The following is a 24671-nucleotide window of genomic DNA, read 5'->3' on the forward strand; positions in this document are numbered from 1 at the left end:
TGTCGAGTTTGCGTTGCGACGGGTGAAGTAAGGGGTCAATCATGATCTCAAAAGTGCTGGTGGCCAACCGCGGTGAGATCGCGATCCGCGCGTTTCGCGCCGCCTACGAATTGGGCGTCGGCACCGTTGCCGTCTACGCGTACGAGGACCGCAATTCACTGCACCGGTCCAAGGCCGACGAGTCCTACCAGATCGGCGAGGTCGGGCACCCGGTGCGCGCCTACCTGTCGGTGGACGAGATCGTCGAAACCGCCCTCCGTGCGGGTGCGGATGCCATCTACCCGGGCTATGGGTTCCTGTCGGAGAACCCGGATCTGGCCGGGGCGTGTGCGGCGGCGGGCATCACCTTCGTCGGCCCCCGCGCCGAGCTGCTCCAGCTGACCGGAAACAAGTCCCGCGCGGTCACCGCGGCCAGGGAGGCCGGGCTGCCCGTGCTGAGGTCGTCGGCGCCGTCGGCCTCGGTGCAGGAGCTGGTGGCTGCGGCGCAGTCGGAGACCACCGGCCTGCGCTTTCCGCTCTTCGTCAAGGCGGTTGCCGGCGGTGGTGGCCGTGGCATGCGCCGGGTCAACGACATCTCCGCGCTGGCCGAAGCGATCGAGGCAGCCAGCCGCGAAGCCGAGTCCGCATTCGGTGACCCGACGGTGTATCTCGAACAGGCGGTGTTGAACCCCCGTCACATCGAGGTGCAGATCCTGGCGGACACGCAAGGCAACGTGATTCACCTCTACGAGCGCGACTGCAGTGTGCAGCGCCGTCACCAGAAGGTCATCGAGTTGGCGCCGGCGCCTAACCTGCCCGGTGAGCTGCGCGACAAGATCTGCGCGGATGCGGTCGCCTTCGCCCGTCACATTGGCTACACCTGCGCCGGTACCGTCGAGTTCCTGCTGGACCAAAGTGGTGAATACGTCTTCATCGAGATGAATCCGCGGATTCAGGTGGAGCACACCGTAACCGAGGAGATCACCGACGTCGACCTGGTTTCCAGCCAGATGCGGATCGCCGCGGGGGAGTCGCTCGAAGATCTGGGTCTACGACAGGAAACCGTCCGGCCGCACGGCGCCGCCCTGCAATGCCGGATCACCACCGAGGATCCGACCAACGGTTTCCGGCCCGACACCGGGCGGATCAGCGCCCTGCGCGCCCCCGGCGGCGCGGGCATCCGCCTGGACGGCAGCACCAACCTCGGTGCGGAGATCAGCGCGCACTTCGATTCCATGCTGGTCAAGCTGACCTGCCGGGGACGGGATTTCTCGACGGCGGTGAACCGGGCACGCCGGGCGATCGCCGAGTTCCGGATTCGCGGCGTATCGACCAACATTCCCTTCTTGCAGGCGGTTCTGGATGACCCGGACTTCCAAGCCGGGCGCATCACGACGGCGTTCATCGACGAACGCCCCCAGCTGCTGACCGCGCGCACCTCGGCCGACCGCGGCACCAAGATTCTGAACTACCTGGCTGATGTCACGGTCAACAAGCCGCACGGCAGCCGCCCGTCCAAGGTCTACCCGAACGACAAGCTGCCCCAGGTTGATCTGGATGCCCCGCCGCCGGCCGGCTCCAAGCAGCGCCTGGTCGAATTGGGGCCGGAGGGTTTCGCGCGCTGGCTCCGGGAATCGCCGGCGGTGGGGGTCACCGACACGACCTTCCGAGACGCCCACCAGTCGTTGCTGGCCACTCGGCTGCGCACCAGCGGATTGAGCCGGGTGGCGCCCTATCTGGCGCGGACCATGCCGCAGCTGCTCTCGGTGGAGTGTTGGGGTGGTGCGACCTACGACGTGGCGCTGCGCTTCCTCAAAGAGGACCCGTGGGAGCGGCTGGCCACGCTGCGCGCGGCGATGCCCAACATCTGCCTGCAGATGCTGCTGCGTGGCCGCAACACGGTGGGGTACACGCCCTACCCCGAGGTGGTTACCTCGTCCTTCATCGAGGAAGCGACCGCGACCGGCATCGACATCTTCCGGATCTTCGATGCGCTCAACAACCTGGAGTCCATGCGGCCCGCGATCGACGCGGTGCGCGAAACCGGTTCTGCGATAGCCGAAGTCGCGATGTGCTACACTGGCGATCTGAGCGACCCGGCCGAGCAGCTCTACACGCTGGACTACTACCTGCGGCTGGCCGAGCAGATCGTGGAGGCGGGCGCGCATGTGCTGGCCATCAAGGACATGGCCGGACTGTTGCGGGCCCCGGCGGCTCACCAGCTGGTCACCGCACTGCGCAGTCGCTTCGATTTGCCGGTGCATGTGCACACCCACGACACCCCGGGCGGCCAGCTCGCCAGCTATGTCGCCGCCTGGCATGCGGGGGCCGACGCCGTCGACGGCGCCGCCGCCCCGCTCGCCGGTACCACCAGCCAGCCCGCGCTGAGTTCGATCGTTGGCGCCGCCGCGCACACCGAATACGACACCGGTCTGTCACTGGCGGCGGTTTGCGCGCTCGAGCCTTACTGGGAGGCGGTGCGAAAGGTCTACGCGCCCTTCGAGTCCGGGTTGCCGGGTCCGACGGGTCGGGTCTACCACCACGAGATTCCGGGCGGCCAGCTGTCGAACCTGCGCCAGCAGGCGATTGCGCTGGGGCTGGGGGACCGGTTCGAAGAGGTCGAAGATGCCTACGCCGGAGCCGACCGGGTGCTGGGCCGCTTGATCAAGGTCACCCCATCCTCGAAGGTGGTCGGCGATCTGGCCCTGGCGCTGGTTGGTGCCGGGGTGAGTGCGGACGAATTCGCTGCCGAGCCCGCACGATTCGACATTCCGGACTCGGTCTTGGGCTTCTTGCGTGGCGATCTGGGCGACCCGGTCGGGGGGTGGCCGGAACCATTGCGGAGTGCGGCCCTGGCCGGGCGCGCACCGGCGAAGCCCGTTGGTCAGCTCACCGGCGAGGACCACAGCGCGCTGGCCGCGCCGGGACCCAAACGCCAGGCGACCTTGAACCGGTTGCTGTTCCCGGCGCCGACAAAGGAGTTCGAGGAGCACCGCGAAGCCTACGGCGACACGTCCCAAATGTCGGCCAACCAGTTCTTCTACGGCCTGCGACAGGGCGAGGAGCACCGGGTCAAGCTGGAGCGCGGGGTGGAACTGTTGATCGGCCTGGAGGCCATCTCCGAACCCGACGAGCGTGGAATGCGAACCGTCATGTGCATCATGAACGGTCAGCTGCGGCCGGTACTGGTGCGTGACCGCAGCATTGCCAGTGCGGTCCCGACCGCCGAGAAGGCCGACCGCGGCAATCCTGGACACATCGCCGCGCCGTTCGCCGGCGTGGTCAGCGTGGGCGTCGCGGTCGGGGATCGGGTGAGCGCCGGGCAAACCATCGCCACCATCGAGGCGATGAAAATGGAGGCCCCGATCACCGCGCCCAACGATGGCACCGTCGAACGGGTTGCCGTGTCGTCGACCGCCCAGGTGGAGGGCGGCGACCTGCTGGTGGTGGTGAGCTGACCCGGATCATCGGTGGCGTCGCCGGCGGCCGTCGCCTCGTTGTCCCGCAGCGTGGTACCAGACCCACCACCGATCGGGTGCGCGAGTCGCTGTTCAACATTCTTGCGGCGCGACGCGCGATGACCGGCCTGGCCGTGCTGGACCTGTATGCCGGTTCGGGAGCGCTCGGACTGGAGGCACTCTCGCGCGGCGCGGCCGCCGCGCTGTTCGTGGAGTCCGATCAGCGCACCGCGGCCGTTCTGGCCCGCAACATCGAGGCTCTGGGGCTCGCCGGCGCGACACTGCGCCGGGGTGCGGTCGCTGCGGTCCTGGCGGGTGGCACCGCGTCGCCGTTCGACCTGATCCTGGCCGACCCGCCCTACGATGTCTCCTGCGCCGAGATCGAAGCCGTCTTGGCGGCTTTGGACTCCCACGGGTGGGTGCACCAGGCAACGGTGGCCGTCGTGGAGCGGCCGGCCACCGGTGCGGCGTTGACCTGGCCGGCCGGCTGGTCGGTGTGGCCCGAGCGGGTTTACGGCGACACCCGTTTGGAGCTGGCCGACCGGTCGTAGGCCAGCGTGTACCGTCATCGGTCATGACCGCCGGCGACCAGGCAGGCCGAAGCGACGAGGAGAAGCGGCGCATATGACGGGCGCGGTATGTCCGGGTTCGTTCGACCCGGTGACGTTGGGGCACGTCGACGTCTTCGAACGCGCCGCCGCCCAGTTCGACGAGGTGGTGGTGGCGATTCTGGTCAATCCCGCCAAGAAGGGCATGTTCGACCTCGATGAGCGGATCGCGATGATCGAGGAGTCGACGGCTCACCTGCCCAACCTGCGGGTCGAGGCCGGGCAAGGCTTGGTGGTCGACTTCGTCAAGGCCCAGGGGATGAACGCCATCGTCAAGGGGTTGCGCACCGGCACCGACTTCGAGTACGAGCTGCAGATGGCGCAGATGAACAAACACATCGCTGGCGTCGACACATTCTTCGTCGCGACGGCGCCGCGGTATTCGTTTGTGTCGTCGTCGCTGGCCAAAGAGGTGGCGATGCTCGGCGGCGACGTCTCCGAACTACTGCCGGAACCGGTGAACCGCCGCCTGCGGGAGCGGACAAAATAGCAGCGGACCTAGCCGCGGTTGGCGACTAGGTCCGCTCACCTGTCCACAGTGTCGAGTGACGATGCGGCCCCGACTAGCGTGGGTCGAAGCAGCCGTAGAAGGTTTGCGTCGCCGTGTCGTAGCAGGTGTAGGTGCCGTAGTCGGGCTGGTGGCTGGGGGCCGCGCTGGCGGCTCCGGCCGCTGCGAAGGCGGCCAGGCCGATGGCCGAGGCCAACAGCGACATCCCGGCGAGGGCACGGATTCGGGCAGCGATCATAGATGCCTTTCTGTTCGGTCATCGGGTGCGGGTGAGGCGAATGTCGCCGTCCAAGCAAGGTTGATGGCGCGCGCTTGGCGAAACCTTGGCACATTCTTGGTGCCCCGGGGTGCATCGGTGTCGCGGGTATGCCGGCGTTGACGGCCGGCCGCGGCGTCAGAAGATGATGGTCTGGTTGTGGTGCACGATGACGCGGTCCTGGCAGTGCCACAGCACCGCACGCGACAGCACGGCGCGCTCCACGTCGGCGCCGACTCGCACCAGGTCGTGCACGGTGTCATTGTGGTCGACCCGAACGACGTCTTGTTCGATGATCGGCCCCTCGTCGAGAGCTTCGGTCACGTAGTGTGCGGTGGCGCCGATCAGCTTGACGCCACGTTCCCGGGCGCGTTTGTAAGGAGACGCGCCGGTGAAGGCGGGAAGAAACGAGTGATGAATGTTGATCAACGGGCAACCGATGGCGTCGAGAAACGTGGGGCTGAGGATCTGCATGTAGCGAGCCAGGATCACCAGATCCACGTTGCCGCTTAACAACTGAAGTTGACGCTGTTCGGCGTCGGCGCGAGTGTCCCGAGTCACGGGGATGTGGATGAACGGCACACCGAACGGGCGCACATGGTCGGCCAGATCAGGGTGGTTGGCGATCACCATGGCAACCGACATCTCGAGTTCGCCACGTCGGTTGCGCCACAGCAGATCTAACAAGCAGTGGTCTTCCTTGGAAGCCATGATCGCGACTCGTTTGGGTTTGGCCGCTTCAGTGAACCGGTAGTCGATGTCGAACTTGTCGGCGACGGCACTGCCGAACTCGCGCTGCAGTTCGTCGATGGCAGCGGTGAGCCCGGGTAGGTGAAAGATCGCCCGCTGCAGGAATGTTCCGCCCTCGGGGGCGGTGGAGTGCTGGTCCAGGGAAATGATGTTGGCGCCGGCCTGGGTCAGGAACGTGCTGACGGCGGCGATGATCCCAGGGTGGTCGTGGCAACGCAGTAGTAGCCGACCGATATCGGCCGGCGGCGGTGGACCGCCAGGCGGCGGTGGAAAATTCTGAGACATTGCCGCCGGAAAGGATACCGCCGGCGCCCTCGGCTAGTGACACTGATGGCCGTGTTGGTGGCCTTCGGCTTCGGGAGAGCCGCCCATCATACGCAGCATCGGCATGCCGCCACTGGTGATGAAGCGAGTCACCAGCACTGCCGCGATTCCGAGAAAGATGATGTTGAGCCAGGTGGTGTAGTTCCACGAAATGCCCGCGTGCAGGACCGTGGCGCTGCGCTGTCGAGGAATCAAGTTCGCCGCGCCAAAGATGAGTTCGATCAGGTATCCAGCGACGACCATCGAGACATAGAAGGTGCCCAGCAGGGTCAACATCATCTTCGTTCCGTAGTACTTCCGGTAGATGTTCAAGATCGGCAGGATCAGCAGGTCGGCGAAGATGAAGGCGATGACACCGCCGAAGCTGATGCCACCGTTCCACAGCACCGCGGCAAGTGGCACATTGCCGATCGAGCAGACGAAAGAGACGATCGCGACGACGGGGCCAACGAGCGGTCCCTACACCACCGACAAGTTCGGATGATTCGCCAAAAAGAAGTTCTGCCAGAAAGTTTCGGGAACCCAAGCCGCGATTGCGCCGGCGATCACCAGACCGAGAACGAGGTCGCGCAGAATTGCCGCCCACTCCATCACGAACACGTGCGACACCGAGGTGAAGGCGCGGCGGGAGAACAGCCGGCGCAGAAACGAGTCCTCGCCGCCCACCGACATGTCCATGGCGGCGTGACCTTCCATGGAGCCGGCGATCCCGCGTTCGGCCTGCTCGCGGGCCGCGTCGATGAGCCGGGTGCGTACGAACAGCCGGAACAACACGGCCAACACGATGATCATCAGCGGGCCACCGACGAACTCCGCGGCGGTGAACTGCCAGCCCATCAACAACGTCAGGATGATGCCCAGCTCGACGACCAGGTTGGTGGAACCTATCTCAAACGCCATGGCTGCGGTGAAGTTCGCGCCCTTGCGAAACAGCGATCGTGCCAGCGCCACCGCGGCGTAGGAGCAGGACGACGAAGCGGCGCCCAGTCCGGCGGCAACCGCAAGCGTGCGCGGTTTGTCGTTGCCCATCAAAGCAACGATCGTCGAGCGGCGCACCACGGCCTGCACCATCGCCGACAACGTGAAGCCCAAGATCAGCGCCCACAAGATTTCCCAGGTCATCGATCCGGTCAGGGCCAGTGCATGGCCGACCGCTCCCAATACTGTGCCCGCCACCCGGTCCTCCGTTTCGCATCATCCATCCGGCAAGTCTTCATTCTGGGCCGACCCGCTCCCTTGCGGCAACATATACCCTATGGGGGTATCGGCACAAGGGGGTGCCGTGTCCGGAATCCGCAGGATATGCGGCTGTTTTGGGGGGCGCATGCGGGTTCGCCTCCCGCTTGCTGGCGACCGGGCGTCCCGGCCGTCGGTGAACCGGTTGGCGGCAGCGTCGCATTGGCTGGCGATAGAGTTCCGGGCGGCTGCGCAAAAGCGTTGGCACACAATGAAACACGATGTTCGAGATGGGCAATGAAGCGCGGGCGCCCGGGTGGATGTGATCGCGACCGGGCGCTGCGGTGAACGAGTCGACCGGATCGGCATCGCCCACGCCATTTTGGCCCGATCTTCCAGACCGCGGGCGTCCAGGGGGTACGCTACGGCGTTTGGGTGGGGCGTAACGAACAACGGTTACCGACAACTTGCCGACAAACGTCGTGAAGGGACGCGGTCATGAGCATCGCAACAAACGCACCGCAGCCCGTCAGGAGGCAGCGGGTCCTGTTTGTCGCCGAGGCAACGACGCTGGCCCACGTCGTGCGACCGTTCGTCGTCGCGCTGTCGCTGGACCCGAGCCGCTATGAGGTGCATTTCGCGTGTGACCCGCGGTTCAACAAGCTGCTGGGGCCGATCCCGTTTCCCCATCACCCGATCTACACCATCCCCAGCGAGCGATTTCTCGGCAACCTGGTGCAGGGCCGTTTCTATACGACCCGGACATTGCGCCAGTACGTCGAGGAGGACAGCAGGGTGCTGGCCGAGGTTGCGCCGGATCTGGTCGTCGGTGACCTTCGCATTTCGCTATCGGCCAGCGCCCGACTGGCCGGCATTCCCTACGTCGCCATCGCCAACGCCTACTGGAGTCCCTACTCGCGCCGTCGTTTTCCGCTGCCCGAGGTGTTCTGGAGCCGCCTGTTCGGTGTTCGGCTGGTCAAGCGCGCCTACCGGCTGGAGCGACCGTTGTTCTTCGCTCTGCAGTGCATGCCGCTGAATCGGGTCCGGCGCAAGCACGGATTGCCGAGCCTGGGTTTGAACCTGTGCCGCATTTTCACCGATGGCGACCAAACCCTGTACGCGGATATCCCCGAGCTGCAGCCGACCTACAACCGGCCGGACAACCACCAGTATCTCGGCCCGGTTCTCTGGTCGCCGTCGGGGGAGACGCCGGACTGGTGGGATTCGCTGCCGGCGGACCGGCCGATCGTCTACGCGACCCTGGGTACCTCCGGGGGGCGGAATCTGTTGCAGGTGGTGTTGAACGGCCTGGCCGATCTGCCGGTGACGGTCATCGCTGCCACCGCCGACCGTAGCGACCTGGACAATATCCCGGCCAATGCCTATGTGGCGGACTATCTGCCGGGCGAGGCGGCCGCGGCTCGCTCCGACGTGGTGATTTGCAACGGGGGCAGCCTCACGACGCAGCAGGCCCTGGTGGTTGGGGTGCCGGTGCTGGGGATCGCTAGCAACCTGGACCAGCACCTCAACATGCAGGCCATCGAGGCAGCCGGAGCGGGCTTGCTGCTGCGCACCGAGCGGCTCAAGGCTCGCTCGGTGTCGGCGGCCGTGCGCCAGCTGCTCGACCGACCTGGATACCGGCAATCCGCTCAGGAGCTCGCCGAGGTGTTCGGACGCGAATTGGCTCGCTTTCCTCAGCATGTGGAGAGCGCTTTGCGGCGCGTATCCGAGGGTGCGGTCGCGAAATCGGCGGCCGGCTAGCAGGGGTAGCGCCTGTCAATCAGGTCAATTAGTAGGTTTGGACCAGCGGTCGGCTCATCGGCGGCATCGGACGATTCGGTCCCCACAGATCCTCGATTCAAACGTTAGTTCGATGCCGCACTGCGGCTAACGTTTCTCCTCTCGGCGAAAGGAACCCTTCATGGGAGCAACCGAAACTTCAAAGGCGCTGGTGTGGCGCCTCACCGAAGAGTCATGGAACTACGGTCAGTTCCACTTCGGGAAGGATCGTCGGATGAACCGGGTCAGGGCCGTGCAACGGGCGCTCGCCGGTAGGGCGGCGCCTGTTTACCTCGAGATCGGTGTCTCCCATGGGTTTGCGTTCCGGCGAATAGCTGCCGACGAGAAGACGGCAATCGACCCCGAGTTCAAGCTGTCGGCGCGGACCCGCAAGCTGGCCTCGGCCAAGGCGCGTGTCACCCATTACTTCGAGACGACCAGTGACGCCTTTTTCGCCAATGATGCCGGCTATCTCGAGCACAACGGTGTCGATGTGGCCTTGGTCGACGGGCTGCACACCTACAAGCAGGTAGTGCGTGATGTCGAGAACATCCTGCGCTACCTCAAGGACGACGGGGTCATCGTCCTGCACGACTGCAACCCCACGCATCCTTCGATCGCCTATCCGGCGGCGTCCTATGAAGACTTTCGTGCCGAGAACCGCTGGTGGCAGATGTTGTGGAGCGGCGACGTCTGGAAGGCGATCGTTCATCTGCGCAGCACTCGGGCGGATCTGCAGGTCGCGGTGCTCAATTGCGATTTCGGCGTCGGGATCGTGCGTAAGGGCTCGGCGGAATCGCAGTTGTCCTACACGGCGGACCAGATCGAGGCCCTCGACTACGTGGATCTGGTCGCCGACCGCGAGCGCCTACTCAACCTGAAGCCGCCCACGTATTTCGACGACTTTCTCGCATCCGACGGAATCAGCCCGAAGATCTGATCGGCCGGCGACCGCCGCTCGGGCGCTGACCTGAGCGGCGGCGCCAGGAGTCAGTGCAGTCGGGTCGCGCTCACAACGACGCCGGCCTGGGGCAGCCGCGCCAGCAGTGCATCCCCCATGGCGGCGGCGGGGGTCAGCACACCGCGCAACTCGGAGAGCCGATCGCGGTCCAGCGCCAGGGCCAGACCGCTTTCGCCGAGCAGCACGGCCGTCGAGGCATACGCGTCGACGTTGTGTGTGAACGTCGCCAGGTAGCGGGCACCGGTGGTCGTGGTGGTGTACGTCTCACAGCGGTAATGGCCGCGTTCCCGGCTTTTTTGGCTCGGGCCGGTGCCTGGTTTCGGAGTGACCCGCTCTAACGCACGTTGCGGTAGGCGACTGAAGTACTTGTTGCCCAAACCGATGCCGCCGGCGATAGCGCCCGTGACGGCAGCGGAGGCGATTGGTGCCGCAAACGACCGACCGAGACTCATCGTCTCCGAGTAGCGGAATTGCTTGCCATAAGCCCAATCCTGTAATGCATTGCTACGTCGGACAATTCGAGTGTTGAATGGGCCCTGTACGAATGCGCCGGTCCAGAAGCCCGCGAGCTCAGGAGCCAGGTCGCGTCCGCGCCGCATGGAAAAGTCCGGCTGCGGACCGAGATCGGGTTCGGCACTGCGGTCGGTGGTCAGCGTATAAGGGTCGTTGACCAACCGGTACGCCTCGGGATCGCTCGATGCGGTGCGCATCGCTTCGGAATAGGTTGCCACCGAGCCGCCGGAGGCCCAACGCTGGGAGAACGAGCGGAGCACCAGGTTGGTCTCGGCCAATTCTCCGGTGCCGTCTTCGGCGGCACGGCGGTACAAGTGGTGGACGTTCAGATCCGATGGAATTGAATCGAATCCACACGCGAGCACTATTCGGGCGCCGGTGTCAGCGGCCTGTTTGTGGTACAGGTCGATGCTGTTGCGGCAGAACATCAATTCGCCGGTCAGATCGGCGTAGTCGGTGCCAGCCTTGGCGCAGGCCGCCACCAGAGGCAGGCCATAGCGCGTGTAGGGGCCAACGGTGGTGAGGATGACCTGTGCCCGGGTGGCCATCTCCTCGAGCGTCGCCGGTTGTGATGCGTCGGCGACGACGAGTGGCCAGTCGCTGGCTAGTGGGCCCAACTTGTCCCGCACGGCCCGCAGCCGTTGGGGCGAACGGCCGGCCAGGGCGATCCGAGCGTTCGTGTCACGTTGCGCAAGGTGTTGGCCGGTCAGCATGCCGGAGAAGCCGGTTGCGCCGTATAAGAAGATGTCGAACTCGCGTTGCGCTGAACTCATCGGGCGAGACTACCCGAGCGGGCTGGGGAGGCTGAGTTACGGGCGACCAGCGATGAATGCAATTGCGTAGGAACGCAGTCGCCGCGTCATCGGCGCGAGATGGTAGGGCCGGCCGGCGATCCGCAGGCCGCCAGTTGGCTGCGGGATGTCCACAGAAACGTCAGGTAACCTCGCCGCAGTCACACCGCGACGGACGGCAAGGTAGGCGGATTTTGAAGAAATCGAGCGGTTCTCGTTACGGCTTTGTCGACGCTCCGGTGCACTCGCGCCTCCCACCGAGCATGATCGCGCGGTCGAGCATGATGGCCGGCGCAGTGATGGGCGCCGACTCGTATTGGATCGGTGACCATCTCAACGCGCTGGTGCCACGGTCGGTGGCGACCCCCGAATTTCTCGGTCTTGGGGCGCGGCTGGTGCCCAAGGTTGATGCCAACTACGAGCCTTGGACGATGCTGGGAAACCTCGCCGCGGGCAACCGGATCAACCGCTTGCGGCTCGGTGTGTGCGTGACCGATGTCGGCCGTCGCAATCCAGCGGTTACCGCGCAAGCCGCGGCGACTGTGCATCTGCGGACCAGAGGCCGAGCCATTCTTGGCATCGGTGTTGGAGAACGTGAGGGCAACGAGCCCTACGGGGTGGAGTGGAGCAAGCCCGTTGCGCGGTTCGAAGAGGGCCTCGCGACGATTCGTGCCCTGTGGGATTCGAACGGGGCGCTGGTCACGCGTGAGTCGCCGTACTTTCCACTGCGCAATGCCCTGTTCGACCTGCCGCCCTACAAGGGAAAGTGGCCCGAAATCTGGGTCGCGGCGCACGGTCCGCGGATGCTGAGGGCTACTGGACGCTACGCGGACGCCTGGGTGCCCATCGTCATCATCCGGCCCACCGACTACAGCCGCGCGCTGGAAGCGGTGCGTGCCGCGGCATCCGATGCCGGTCGTGACCCGATGTCCATCACCCCTTCGGCAGTGCGCGGCGTGGTCACCGGGTGGAGTCGCGACGACGTGGATGAAGCACTGGACTCGGTGATCGTCAAAATGAACGCGCTCGGAATGCCCGCGGAGGCCTGGGCGCGCCACGGTGTCGAGCACCCGATGGGAGCCGACTTCACCGGCGTGCAGGATCTGATCCCCCAGACGATGGACAGGGAAACGGTCCTCTCCTACACCGCGAAGGTTCCGCCCGGCCTGATCCGCGAAGTGGTGGCCAGCGGCACGCCGGACGAGGTCATCGATCAGGTCGCCGAGTGGCGTGACCACGGTCTGAGGTATCTGCTGGTGATCAATGGCAGCCTGGTCAACCCGAGCCTGCGCAAGACCGTCACTGCGGTGCTGCCGCACGCCAAGGTGTTGCGGGGGCTGAAGAAGCTGTGACCGGCCACCGGCGAATCCGCTCGGAGCCGGTTCGCGGCTAGCCTGGGCTCGTTGCGGCCGCAGATCGATCAAAGCCATTGCTGAAGTTAGCTATTCGGGTCGCTCAGCGATCGGCCGGAAGTCGTTGCGGGCACTTTGGTGGATGGATCCGCAGCGCTGAATCGGTGGCCTCGGGGGCGCGGCGAGTTGGCCCCAACCCGTTGCCTGGTAACGATTTAGCGGCGACGCCTCAGCGCACCGCCGCGCGACACCGCGTGCCCGAGATGCCACATTGCCTTTGTCGCAACGGTTTTGCCGCGACTGGTTACGGCCTGCTCGGGGCTAGGGGAGTGGGGCGATCACCGCCGGGCGTGGTTACCGCAGCGGCGTGTATCGCCAAACGTTGCGCGCGCCAAACTTATTTAGCAGTGCTCGTACTTAGCACTTCTCATGAAAATCGGCTGTTGGTTGGTTATCCAGAGATGATTTGCTGAGGTGATTTTCGTAGACCCCTCGATGCTTCAGATTGCACCCGGCGTCCGGGCCCTGGGAAGGGTGATTGGATGGCCCAAATTTTCCCAGGACCGTCGGTCCCAACATCTCACCTATCGCTGATCCTTAGTAACCTCAAAGCTCATGTCCACCAAACGGGTTCCAGCAAGAGCCATGGCCGTGAGTGACGACCATGTTAAATCTTGCTGCGAGCCGGTGGCGCGAGGGCTGTTATGGCGGTGCGGCCATATCGATTTCGAGTTGCGGCGCGGCTTTGCGCGGCACGCCGTCCCGCTGATTCGGGTTTCGACTGACACAGCAGCGAAACGCCCGTAGTCTCTTCCGTCGAGAGCAAGGATGATCATGGACACCAACGCCGTTTCGTTTCGTGCCCGGGACGAGGTGACGACGCAACTGGCGCCGGGAACGGGTGGCCAAGCAGTACCAACGTCCAATGGGATGATGACGCGATTCGCGATGAGCGAGTCCTCGCTTACCGATCTGCTGCACAAGGCGGCCACCCAGTACCCCAATCGCGCGGCCTACAAGTTCATCGACTACGACGTGAACCCGGACGGGTTCACCGAAACGCTCACCTGGTGGCAAATCTATCGGCGCGCCAAGATCGTGGCCGAAGAGCTGCGCGGCTACGGGGCCAGCGGTGATCGGGTCGCGGTATTGGCTCCGCAAGGCCTTGAATACATCATCGCCTTTCTGGGCGTGCTAGAAGCCGGACTTATCGCTGTCCCCCTTCCAGTGCCCCAGTTCGGCATTCACGACGAACGAATCTCGGCAGCGCTGCAGGATTCCACGCCGAGCGTCATTCTTACGACTTCGCCGGTGATCGACGAGGTCACCAAATATGCGCCACACGCACGCGCCGGGCAGGGCGGCACACCCATTGTGGTGGCGGTCGACTTGCTGGACTTGGATTCCGCGCGGGAGCTCGATCTCACGCCGCCGGCCCATTCGAGCACCGCGTATCTGCAATACACGTCGGGGTCGACCCGTTCGCCCGCCGGTGTGGTCCTCTCCCACAAGAACGTCATCACCAACTGCGTCCAGTTGATGTCCGATTACCTTGGGGAGACAGAGAAAGTTCCCTCGACCGCGGTGTCGTGGCTGCCGTTCTATCACGACATGGGGCTGATGCTTGGCATCATTCTGCCGATGATCAATCAAGACACCGCGGTATTGCTGAATCCGATGGCATTCCTGCAGCGGCCGGCCCGCTGGATGCAATTGATGGGCAAATTTCGTGGACAGATTTCCTGTGCGCCAAACTTCGGTTTCGAATTGGCGGTCCGCCGCACGTCGGACGAAGATATGGCCGGATTGGATCTCGGACACGTCCGGGGGATCGGTAGCGGTGCGGAGCGCGTGAATCCGGCGACGCTGCAGCGCTTCATCGACAGGTTCGCCCCCTTCAACCTGCGCGACACGGCGATCCGACCCTCCTACGGGCTCGCCGAGGCGACGGTGTTCGTGGCCACTGCGGAACCGGGACGCCCGCCCAGAAGCGTCAACTTCGATTACCAGAGCTTGTCGGTCGGTCGGGTCGAGCGGTGCGCGAATGAAGCCGACGACGGTGCCAAGCTGGTCAGCTACGGTTCGAGCTGGACATCTGAGGTGCGGATCGTCGACCCCGAGGCCAGGACGGAATGTCCGGCGGGGACGGTCGGCGAAATTTGGGTGCAGGGGGATAATGTTGCCATGGGCTATTGGCGTAACCCCCAGCTCACCGAGCGCACGTTCGATGCGAAGCTGACCGACCCCTCGCCGGGCACCTCGATCGGTCCGTGGCTTCGAACCGGAGACCTCGGGGTGATGTTCGAAGGCGAGTTGTTCATCACGGGCCGCATCAAGGATCTGCTGATCGTGGACGGATCCAATCACTATCCCGACGATATTGAGTCGACGATTCAGGAAATCACCGGTGGCCGGGTGGTGGCGATAGCGGTGCCCGATGCCGACGGTGAGAAGTTGGTCACCATCGTGGAGTTCGCCAGCTGGGGCCACTCGGGTGAGGAGGCCATCGACAAGCTGCGCTCGGTCAAGCGGGAGATCAGCTCCGCGATATCGCGGGCACACCGAGTGCGGGTCGCAGATGTCGTGTTGGTGGCGACCGGTTCGATTCCGGTCACGACCAGCGGCAAAGTTCGACGTTCATCCTGTGTGGAGCGTTACCGAAACGACGGATTCACCCGTTTGGACCGGTCCGCATGACGGCATGTTGGCGGCTTTACCCGAGAAACAAGAAATGACCGAGTGTCATCTGTCTGATGAAGATATCCGAAAGCTCAATCGCGACCTTCGGATACTGATAGCGACGAACGGCACCCTCACTCGGATTCTGAACGTGCTTGCCAACGACGAGATCGTCGTAGAGATAGTCAAGCAGCAGATTCAGGATGCCGCGCCGGAAATGGATGGGTGCGACCATTCTTCGATCGGCCGCGTCTTGCGGCGCGATATCGTGCTGAAGGGCCGCAGGTCGGGAATTCCGTTCGTCGCCGCAGAATCATTCATTGCCATCGACTTGCTGCCTCCCGAAATCGTGGCGAGCCTGCTGGAAACGCATCGTCCTATTGGCGAGGTGATGGCCGCCAGCTGTATTGAAACCTTTAAAGAAGAGGCGAAGGTCTGGGCGGGAGAGTCACCGGCCTGGCTCGCGCTCGATCGGCGTCGTAACTTGCCGCCGAAAGTTGTCGGCCGTCAGTACCGTGTGATCGCGGAAGGCCGGCCGGTGATTATCATCACCGAGTATTTTCTCCGAAGTGTATTCGAAGATAATTCGCGTGAAGAACCTATTCGTCACCAACGTTCCGTCGGTACCAGTGCGAGGAGTGGGAGATCGATTTGTACCTAATGGCCGGTTCCCCGTGGGTTTATGGGGGTGACGATGCCAGAGGTCGCAGAATTTGTATCCATGGATCCAATTCAGTCGGCAAGCCAGAAACAGCATCGGCTAGGGCGGTCATCCAATAATGCGGAATGAGAATGTAGCGGGACTGCTCGCCGAGCGGGCATCGGAAGCGGGATGGACTGACCAGCCTGCCTATTACGCGCCGGATGTGGTGACTCATGGTCAGATCCATGATGGAGCCGCACGGCTCGGCGCGGTGCTAGCCAATCGTGGCCTTTGCAGGGGGGATCGTGTCCTGCTGTGTATGCCGGATTCGCCGGAGCTGGTGCAGGTTTTGCTGGCATGCCTGGCACGCGGGATCCTGGCGTTTCTGGCAAACCCGGAGCTGCACCGTGACGACCACGCGTTCCAGGAGCGGGACACGCAGGCGGCGCTGGTAATCACCTCCGGTCCTCTTTGTGACCGATTTGCGCCGTCGACGGTGGCGGATGCCGCGGATCTATTTTCCGAGGCGGCCCGGGTCGGGCCGGCGGACTACGAGATCTTGGGTGGTGACGCCGCCGCGTATGCCACCTACACCTCCGGTACAACGGGTCCGCCCAAGGCGGCGATTCACCGGCACTGCGACGTGTTCGCGTTTGTCGAGGCCATGTGTCGCAATGCGTTGCGGCTGACTCCCGCCGACATCGGGCTGAGCAGCGCGCGCATGTATTTCGCCTATGGCCTGGGAAATTCGGTCTGGTTTCCGCTGGCCACCGGCAGTTCGGCGGTGGTCAATCCGCTACCGGTGGGCGCGGAAGTCGCGGCGACGCTGAGCGCCCGATTCGAGCCCTCGGTGCTCTACGGTGTGCCGAATTTCTTTGCCAGAGTTGTCGACGCGTGTTCTGCGGATTCGTTCCGTTCGGTGCGATGCGTGGTATCGGCGGGCGAGGCCGTGGAGGTGGGGCTGGCCGAGCGGCTCACCGAATTCTTTGGCGGTATCCCGATCCTGGACGGGGTCGGATCGACCGAGGTCGGGCAGACGTTCGTATCCAATACCGTCGACGAGTGGCGCCCGGGGAGCCTGGGCAAGGTTCTTCCGCCCTACCAGATTCGCGTCGTGGCACCGGACGGTGCGGCCGCCGGGCCCGGGGTGGAGGGTGACCTCTGGGTCCGCGGACCGTCGATTGCCGAGAGCTATTGGAACTGGCCGGAGCCGCTGCTGACAGATGAGGGTTGGCTGGACACGCGTGACCGGGTCTGCATCGACGACGACGGATGGGTCACCTACGCCTGCCGCGCGGACGACACCGAAATCGTCGGGGCGGTCAATATCAATCCGCGCGAGATCGAGCGGCTGATCGTCGAGGAGGACGCTGTCGCCGAGGTCGCGGTGGTTGGAGTCAAGGAAGCCACCGGCGCATCGACACTGCAGGCATTTCTCGTTCCGGCGAGCGCCGAGGGCATTGACGGGTCGGTCATGCGCGACATCCACCGACGATTGCTCACCCGCCTGTCTGCATTCAAGGTGCCGCACCGATTTGCCGTTGTTGAGCGACTTCCCAGAACCGCCAACGGGAAGTTGTTGCGCAGCGCGCTGCGTGGCCAGACCCCGGCCAAGCCGATCTGGGAACTCGCTTCGGCCGAGCACCGGTCCGACGCGCCCGGCCAACTCGATGATCAGTCGGCGTCTGCCCTGGTTTCGGGCTCCCGCGAAGTGAGCCTCAAAGAGCGGCTGGCCGCGCTGCAGCAGGAACGTCACCGGCTGGTACTCGACGCCGTATGCGGGGAGACCGCGAAGATGCTCGGTGAGCCGGATCCGCGCTCGGTCAATCGCGATCTCGCCTTCTCGGAGCTCGGCTTCGACTCGCAGATGACCGTCGAACTCTGCCACCGATTGGCCGCGGCCACCGGGTTGCGCGTGCCCGAGACGGTTGGGTGGGACTACGGCTCGATATTGGGACTGGCCCAGTACCTGGAGGCCGAACTGTCCGGCGCGGACCGGCGGGTGACGCCGCAGTCAGCGCGCAGCGGCGCGCGGGCGCTGCCGCTGATCGAAGCGCAGCTGAACAAGGTCGAAGAGCTGACCGCGGCCATCGCCGACGGTGAGAAGCCGCGAGTGGCCGAACGGTTGCGTGCCCTGCTCGGCACGATCACCGAAGGGCAGGAGCACTGGGGCCAGCGCATCGCCGCCGCCTCGACCCCCGACGAAATTTTCCAGCTGATCGATTCGGAATTTGGCGAATCATGAACAGGAGCAACTGAGTATGACCACCAGCGGTGAAAGCGCCGACCAGCAGAACGACAAGCTCTTCCGCTACCTGAAGAAGGTCGCTGTCGAGCTCGACGAGGCACGCGCGCGACTGCGGGAATACGAACAACGCGCAACCGAGCCGGTGGCGGTGGTAGGAATCGGCTGCCGGTTTCCCGGCGGCGCGGATGGCCCGGAAGGGCTGTGGGATCTGGTTTCGCAGGGGCGCGACGCCGTAACGGAGTTCCCGAATGACCGAGGGTGGGACACCGAGGGGTTGTTTGACCCGGATCCGGATGCCGAGGGCAAGACCTACACGCGGTGGGGTGCGTTTGTCGAGAACGCTACCAACTTCGATGCCGGGTTCTTCGGCATCCCGCCAAGTGAGGTCCTGGCGATGGATCCCCAGCAGCGGCTCATGCTGGAGGTCTCCTGGGAGGCGCTCGAGCATGCCGGGATCGACCCGATGTCGTTGCGCGGGTCCTCGACGGGGGTCTTCACCGGAATTTTCGCGCCCAGCTACGGCGGCAAGGACGTCGGTGCGTTGCAGGGGTACGGGCTGACCGGCTCGCCGGTGAGTGTGGCCTCGGGACGGGTCGCTTACGTGCTGGGGCTGGAAGGCCCGGCGCTGTCGGTGGATACGGCGTGCTCGTCGTCGTTGGTGGCGATCCATTGGGCGATGGCCTCGTTGCGTTCCGGGGAATGCGACATGGCATTGGCCGGCGGTGTGACGGTGATGGGGCTGCCGTCGATCTTCGTCGGGTTCAGTCGGCAGCGGGGGTTGGCCGCAGATGGGCGATGCAAGGCATTTGCCGCGGCGGCCGACGGGACCGGCTGGGGCGAAGGTGCCGGGGTGCTGGTGCTCGAGCGGCTATCCGATGCGCAACGCAACGGACACAACGTATTGGCGGTGGTGCGGGGCAGCGCGATCAATCAGGACGGCGCGTCCAACGGCCTGACCGCGCCCAATGGGCTCGCCCAGCAGCGCGTGATCCAGGCGGCATTGGCAAATTGTGGGCTGACTTCCGCCGATGTCGACGTGGTCGAGGCCCACGGGACCGCAACCACATTGGGTGATCCCATCGAAGCCGAGGCGTTGTTGGCCACCTATGGGCAGGGACGCCCGACGGATCAGCCGCTGTGGGTGGGCTCGATCAAATCGAACATGGGTCACACTCAGGCCGCCGCGGGTGTGGCAGGGGTGATCAAGATGGTGCAGGCCATGCGGCACGGCCTGATGCCGGCGTCGCTGCACGTCGATGAGCCTTCCAAACGAGTGGATTGGGAAAGCGGCGCGGTGTCGGTGCTGGCCGAGGCTCGGGACTGGCCGGATGCCGGGCGCCCGCGCCGGGCCGGTGTGTCCTCGTTCGGGATCAGCGGCACCAACGCGCACGTGATCCTGGAAGAGGCTCCGGCACCGGAAGCGGTGCCGGACAGCGAATCCAACAAGGGCGAGCCGAGTTTGCCGGTGGTGCCATGGGTGATTTCGGCGCGATCGGCCGAGGCGCTGACGGCGCAGGCCGGCCGACTGTTGGCCCATGTCCAAGCCGACCCGCAGTCCAACCCGGTCGACATCGGGTTCTCGTTGGCGGGCCGATCGGCGTTCGAGCATCGGGCCGTGGTGGTCGGCGCCGATCGCCAGCAATTGCTGACCGGTCTGGCGACGCTGGCCGACGGCGCGCCGGGCGCGGGCGTGGTGACCGGGCAAGCGGGGTCGGTAGGCAAGACCGCCGTGGTATTCCCCGGGCAGGGCTCGCAGCGCATCGGCATGGCCCGGGAACTCCATGACCAACTTCCAGTGTTTGCTGAAGCATTTGACGCGGTGGCCGACGAGCTGGACCGCCATCTGAGAATCCCTCTGCGTGAAGTTATGTGGGGATCCGATGCGGCGCTGCTGGATAGCACCGAATTTGCTCAGCCGGCATTGTTCGCGGTGGAGGTGGCGTTGTTCGCGGCGCTGCAACGCTGGGGACTGCAGCCCGACTTCGTGATGGGCCACTCGGTGGGAGAGCTGTCCGCGGCCTACGTCGCCGGGGTGCTGACATTGGCCGATGCGGCCATGCTGGTGGTTGCGCGCGGCCGGTTGATGCAGGCCCTGCCGGCCGGCGGAGCCATGGTGGCGGTGGCCGCCGCCGAAGACGAGGTGTTGCCGTCACTGACCGACGGTGTGGGCATCGCCGCGATCAACGCCCCCAAATCGGTGGTGATCTCCGGGGCCGAGGCCGCGGTGACCGCCATCTCCGACCAGTTCGCCCAGCAGGGTTGGCGGGTGCATCGGCTGGCGGTCTCGCATGCGTTCCATTCGCCCCTGATGGAGCCGATGCTCGAGGAGTTCGCGCGGATCGCCGTCCAGGTTGAGGCGCGGGAACCACAGATCGCGCTGGTGTCGAATGTGACGGGCGAATTGGCCAGTGCCGATGGCGGTTTCGGATCTGCGCAGTATTGGGTCGAGCACGTTCGGCGGGCGGTGCGCTTCGCCGACAGCGCGCGGCAGCTGCACACACTCGGGGTGACCCATTTCGTGGAGGTCGGACCCGGTAGCGGATTGACCGGCTCCATCGAGCAGTCGCTGGCGCCCGCCGAGGCGGTCGTGGTGTCGATGCTGGGCAAGGACCGTCCCGAGGTGGCCTCGGTGCTCACCGCGTTCGGCCAGCTGTTCAGCACCGGGATGTCGGTGGATTGGCCGGCGGTATTTGCCGGCTCGGGTGCCACCCGGGTGGACCTGCCGACGTACGCCTTCCAGCGCCGGCGGTTCTGGGAGGTACCGGGCGCCGATGGGCCCGCCGACGCGACCGGACTGGGTCTCGGCGGTGCCGAGCATGCCCTGTTGGGTGCGGTGGTCGAGCGTCCCGATTCCGGTGGCGTGGTGTTGACCGGCCGGCTGGCGCTGGCCGATCAGCCTTGGCTGGCCGATCACGTGATCGGCGGAGTCGTGCTGTTCCCCGGGGCGGGCTTTGTGGAATTGGCCATCCGCGCCGGTGACGAGGTCGGCTGTGCCGTCGTCGAGGAGTTGGTGCTGGCCGCGCCGCTGGTGCTGCACCCCGGAATGGGCGTGCAGGTGCAGGTGATCGTGGGAGCCGCCGATGACTCCGGGAACCGGGCGCTGTCGGTGTATTCGCGCGGTGATCAGAGCGAGGACTGGCTGCTCAATGCCGAGGGCATGTTGGGGGTCGAGGCGGCAAGCTCCGGTGCGGATCTGTCGGTCTGGCCGCCGGAGGGCGCCGAGAGCGTCGACATCTCCGATGGCTATGCGCAGCTGGCCGACCGCGGCTATGCCTACGGCCCGGGATTTCAGGGGCTGGTGGGGGTCTGGCGGCGCGATTCCGAGCTGTTCGCCGAGGTGGTCGCTCCCTCCGGAGTGGCCGTCGACAAGATGGGAATGCACCCGGTGGTACTGGACGCGGTGCTGCACGCGCTGGGGCTGACCGCCGAGCAGAACCCGGATTCCGATGAGACAAAGCTGCCGTTCTGCTGGTGGGGCGTGTCGCTGCACGCCGGCGGTGCCGGCCGGGTGCGGGCGCGCCTGACCATGTCCGGGCCGGATTCGATCTCGGTGGAGATCGCCGATGCCGCGGGGCTGCCGGTGTTGACGGTGGGCGCGCTGGTCACCCGGGCGATGTCGGCGGCCCAGCTGCGCGCCGCGGTTGCGGCGGCCGGCGGTGGCGCACCCGACCAGGGACCACTGGACGTGATCTGGTCGCCGATACCGCTGAGCGGGAGCGGCACCAACGGGTCTGCTCAGCCCGCCGTGGTGTCGTGGGCGGACTTCTGCGCCGGCGGTGACGGTGGCGCGGCCGGCGATGCCGGTGTGGTGGTGTGGGAGCCCAACCCCGCAGGCGAGGATGTGGCGGGGTCGGTGTATGCGGCCACCCACGCCGCCCTGGAGGTGTTGCAGTCCTGGTTCGACGGGGACCGCGCGGGCACCTTGGTGGTGTTGACCCACGGCGCCGTGGCGATGCCCGGCGAGAACGTCAGCGACCTGGCCGGCGCTGCGGTATGGGGAATCGTGCGGTCGGCGCAGGCCGAGAATCCCGGCCGGATCGTGCTGGTCGACGCGGACGCCGCGGTGGAGGCGGCGGAGCTGGTCGCAGTTGGGGAACCCCAACTCGTGGTGCGCTCCGGCGTGGCACACGCCGCTCGGCTGGCCCCGGCCGCGCCGCTGCTGGCGGTGCCGGCGGATGAGTCGGCGTGGCGGTTGGCCGCCGGTGGCGGCGGAACGTTGGAGGACCTGGTGATCGAGCCTTGTCCGGAGGTCCAGGCGCCCTTGGCGGCCGGACAGGTCCGGGTGGCGGTGCGTGCGGTCGGTGTCAATTTCCGCGACGTGGTGGCGGCATTGGGGATGTATCCCGGTGAGGCCCCGCCGCTGGGGGCAGAAGGCGCGGGGGTGGTCCTCGAGGTCGGTCCGCAGGTATCCGGGGTTGCCGTCGGTGACTCGGTGATGGGTTTCCTTGGTGGTGCCGGTCCGCTGTCGGTCGTGGGCCAGCAGCTGATCACCCGGATGCCACAAGGGTGGTCGTTCGCCCAGGCTGCCGCCGTGCCGGTGGTGTTCCTGACGGCCCTGTTCGGGTTGCAGGACCTGGCCAAGATACAGCCCGGCGAATCGGTGTTGATCCATGCCGGAACCGGTGGTGTGGGCATGGCGGCGGTGCAGCTGGCTCGCCACTGGGGCGTCGAGATCTTCGTCACCGCCAGCCGCGGCAAGTGGGACACGCTGCGCGCCATGGGATTTGACGACGACCACATCGGCGACTCCCGCACGCTGGACTTCGAGGAGAAGTTCCTCGCGGTCACCGACGGCCGTGGGGTCGATGTGGTGCTCGACTCGCTGGCCGGTGATTTCGTGGATGCTTCGCTGCGACTGCTGGTACGCGGCGGGCGTTTCCTCGAGATGGGCAAGACCGATATCCGCGACGCCGACAAGATCGCCGCCAACTACCCCGGCGTGTGGTACCGGGCTTTCGACCTGTCCGAGGCCGGCCCGGTGCGCATGCAGGAGATGCTGGCCGAGGTGCGGGAGCTGTTCGACACCGCAGTGCTGCATCGGTTGCCGGTCACCACCTGGGACGTGCGCTGCGCGCCGGCGGCCTTCCGGTTCATGAGCCAGGCCCGCCACATCGGCAAGGTGGTGCTGACCATGCCGTCGGCGCTGGCCGACGGGCTCGCCGATGCAACGGTGCTGATCACCGGTGCCACCGGGGCGGTTGGTGCGGTGCTGGCCCGCCACATGCTCGACGCCTACGGCGTGCGTCATCTGGTGTTGGCCAGTAGGCGAGGCGATCGGGCCGAGGGGGCTGCCGAACTGGCCGCCGAGTTGTCCGAGGCCGGCGCCAATGTGCAGGTGGTGGCCTGTGATGTGGCGGACCGCGGCGCGGTGGAGGCGATGTTGGCCCGGTTGTCGGGGGAGTACCCGCCGGTGCGTGGCGTGATTCACGCCGCCGGTGTGCTCGACGACGCGGTGATCAGCTCACTGACACCGGAGCGGATCGATACCGTATTGCGGGCCAAGGTGGATGCGGCCTGGAATCTGCACGAGGCCACCTTGGATCTGGATTTGTCGATGTTCGTGCTGTGTTCCTCGATCGCGGCGACCGTCGGCTCGCCGGGGCAGGGCAACTACTCGGCAGCAAACTCGTTCCTGGACGGGTTGGCGGCGCATCGGCAAGCCGCGGGGTTGGCCGGGATATCGGTGGCGTGGGGGCTGTGGGAGCAGTCCGGCGGCATGGCTGCCCATCTGAGCAGCCGCGACTTGGCCCGGATGAGCCGCAGTGGGCTGGCTCCGATGAACCCGGAGCAGGCGGTAGGGCTGCTCGATGCGGTGCTGGCGATCAACCATCCCCTCATGGTGGCTACGCTCTTGGATCGGCCCGCCCTGGAGGCCCGGGCTCAGGCCGGCGGCTTGCCGCCGTTGTTCGCCGGGGTGGTGCGCCGGCCGCGGCGGCGCCAGATCGAGGACACCGGTGATGCCGCCCAGTCGAAGTCGGCGCTGGCCGAGCGCCTCAATGGGCTGAGCGCAGGCGAACGCCAAGACGCCCTGGTCGGCCTGGTGTGTTTGCAGGCCGCCGCGGTGCTGGGCCGGCCGTCCCCCGAGGACATCGATCCGGAGGCAGGATTCCAGGACCTTGGCTTCGACTCGCTGACCGCGGTAGAACTGCGCAACCGGCTCAAGAGCGCCACGGGCCTGACGTTGCCACCCACGGTGATCTTCGACCATCCGACACCGACTGCGATCGCCGAATATGTCGGCCGGCAGATTCCGGACAGCCAGGCGACCCAAGCCGAAGAAGAAAAGCTGCCCGAATCCGACGGCGAGATGGTTTCGGTAACTGCGTAGCAGGGACGAGCGCCGGTTGCCGGTGAGTTGGCGGGACGCGACGGATCGCTGGAAAGGACTGAAGCGCTGGCTAACTCACCGGTATGGCCGGTATGTGCATCAGGGTGGTCGATGAGCCGATGCTGGCCGCGGCCGCGAGGCCACGTCGACGCACGCTACGATCGGGTACGCCAGCAAGCGCATGATGTTCGGGTCCACCGAGACGCGCCGAATGTTTTGTTGGCCAATTTGATGGACGACGCGCGGCCAATCGTGCTGCGCCGTAGGGCCGCCAGAGGGCACAGTGCCGGACACCAGAGCGGTGAGCGGTATTGCTGT

General features: G+C 65.7%; 13 protein-coding genes and 1 pseudogene. 10 read left to right on the plus strand and 4 right to left on the minus strand.

Annotation, left to right across the window (positions count from 1 at the left end):
* Positions 1 to 41: 41 nt before the first annotated feature.
* The 3 genes from MMSP_RS10085 to coaD all read left to right on the plus strand — a co-directional run bounded on the left by MMSP_RS10085 (position 42) and on the right by coaD (position 4535).
* Positions 42 to 3437 carry a pyruvate carboxylase gene (locus MMSP_RS10085; protein ID WP_020786516.1) on the plus strand — a complete coding sequence of 1132 codons (3396 nt, stop codon included), beginning with the start codon at positions 42 to 44 and terminating at the stop codon, positions 3435 to 3437.
* Positions 3434 to 3988, plus strand: coding sequence for a 16S rRNA (guanine(966)-N(2))-methyltransferase RsmD (gene rsmD / locus MMSP_RS10090; RefSeq protein WP_081435690.1), 555 nt, complete (start codon positions 3434 to 3436; stop codon positions 3986 to 3988). Before MMSP_RS10085 ends, rsmD begins: the two co-directional genes overlap by 4 nt.
* A gap of 73 nt (positions 3989 to 4061) precedes the next feature.
* Positions 4062 to 4535, plus strand: coding sequence for a pantetheine-phosphate adenylyltransferase (gene coaD / locus MMSP_RS10095; RefSeq protein WP_011740055.1), 474 nt, complete (start codon positions 4062 to 4064; stop codon positions 4533 to 4535).
* A 73-nt stretch (positions 4536 to 4608) separates the two neighbouring features.
* Here the strand turns inward: coaD and MMSP_RS10100 are convergent, their stop codons facing one another.
* The 3 genes and pseudogenes from MMSP_RS10100 to MMSP_RS10110 form a co-directional block, all read right to left on the minus strand.
* Positions 4609 to 4791, minus strand: coding sequence for a hypothetical protein (locus MMSP_RS10100; protein WP_011740056.1), 183 nt, complete (start codon positions 4789 to 4791; stop codon positions 4609 to 4611).
* Positions 4792 to 4947: 156 nt separating this feature from the next.
* Positions 4948 to 5844 carry a formyltetrahydrofolate deformylase gene (gene purU / locus MMSP_RS10105; RefSeq protein WP_015355151.1) on the minus strand — a complete coding sequence of 299 codons (897 nt, stop codon included), beginning with the start codon at positions 5842 to 5844 and terminating at the stop codon, positions 4948 to 4950.
* A 33-nt stretch (positions 5845 to 5877) separates the two neighbouring features.
* Positions 5878 to 7005: pseudogene (locus MMSP_RS10110) on the minus strand (permease).
* A 552-nt stretch (positions 7006 to 7557) separates the two neighbouring features.
* Here MMSP_RS10110 and MMSP_RS10115 point away from each other — a divergent pair.
* Together MMSP_RS10115 and MMSP_RS10120 are read left to right on the plus strand one after the other, a co-directional pair.
* Positions 7558 to 8820, plus strand: coding sequence for a glycosyltransferase (locus tag MMSP_RS10115; RefSeq protein WP_020786520.1), 1263 nt, complete (start codon positions 7558 to 7560; stop codon positions 8818 to 8820).
* Positions 8821 to 8980: 160 nt separating this feature from the next.
* Positions 8981 to 9778, plus strand: coding sequence for a class I SAM-dependent methyltransferase (locus MMSP_RS10120; RefSeq protein WP_020786521.1), 798 nt, complete (start codon positions 8981 to 8983; stop codon positions 9776 to 9778).
* A gap of 50 nt (positions 9779 to 9828) precedes the next feature.
* Here MMSP_RS10120 and MMSP_RS10125 read toward each other — a convergent pair whose 3' ends face one another.
* Positions 9829 to 11085, minus strand: a complete 1257-nt coding sequence (locus tag MMSP_RS10125) for a trans-acting enoyl reductase family protein (protein WP_020786522.1) — start codon at positions 11083 to 11085, stop codon at positions 9829 to 9831.
* 281 nt (positions 11086 to 11366) lie between these two features.
* Between MMSP_RS10125 and MMSP_RS10130 the strand changes: the two genes are divergently transcribed.
* From MMSP_RS10130 to MMSP_RS10150, 5 genes are all read left to right on the plus strand, one after another.
* Positions 11367 to 12455 (plus strand): LLM class flavin-dependent oxidoreductase, encoded by a 1089-nt coding sequence (locus MMSP_RS10130; RefSeq protein WP_020786523.1) that lies wholly within the window; start codon positions 11367 to 11369, stop codon positions 12453 to 12455.
* 948 nt (positions 12456 to 13403) lie between these two features.
* Positions 13404 to 15152 carry an AMP-binding protein gene (locus tag MMSP_RS10135; RefSeq protein WP_086084768.1) on the plus strand — a complete coding sequence of 583 codons (1749 nt, stop codon included), beginning with the start codon at positions 13404 to 13406 and terminating at the stop codon, positions 15150 to 15152.
* Between the two features lie 4 nt (positions 15153 to 15156).
* A complete protein-coding gene (locus tag MMSP_RS10140; RefSeq protein WP_012393568.1) occupies positions 15157 to 15795 on the plus strand; it encodes a chorismate pyruvate-lyase family protein in 639 nt (212 codons plus the stop codon).
* 118 nt (positions 15796 to 15913) lie between these two features.
* The gene (locus MMSP_RS10145; protein WP_020786526.1) at positions 15914 to 18022 is read left to right on the plus strand and encodes a p-hydroxybenzoic acid--AMP ligase FadD22; all 2109 of its coding nucleotides are present in this window, start codon (positions 15914 to 15916) and stop codon (positions 18020 to 18022) included.
* 16 nt (positions 18023 to 18038) lie between these two features.
* Entirely contained in the window at positions 18039 to 24353 is a 6315-nt protein-coding gene (locus tag MMSP_RS10150; RefSeq protein WP_020786527.1) for a type I polyketide synthase, read from the plus strand.
* The last annotated feature ends 318 nt before the right edge of the window (positions 24354 to 24671 follow it).

Origin of the sequence: Mycobacterium sp. 012931, assembly GCF_000419295.1 — a bacterium.
Taxonomy (GTDB): Bacteria; Actinomycetota; Actinomycetes; order Mycobacteriales; family Mycobacteriaceae; genus Mycobacterium; species Mycobacterium marinum.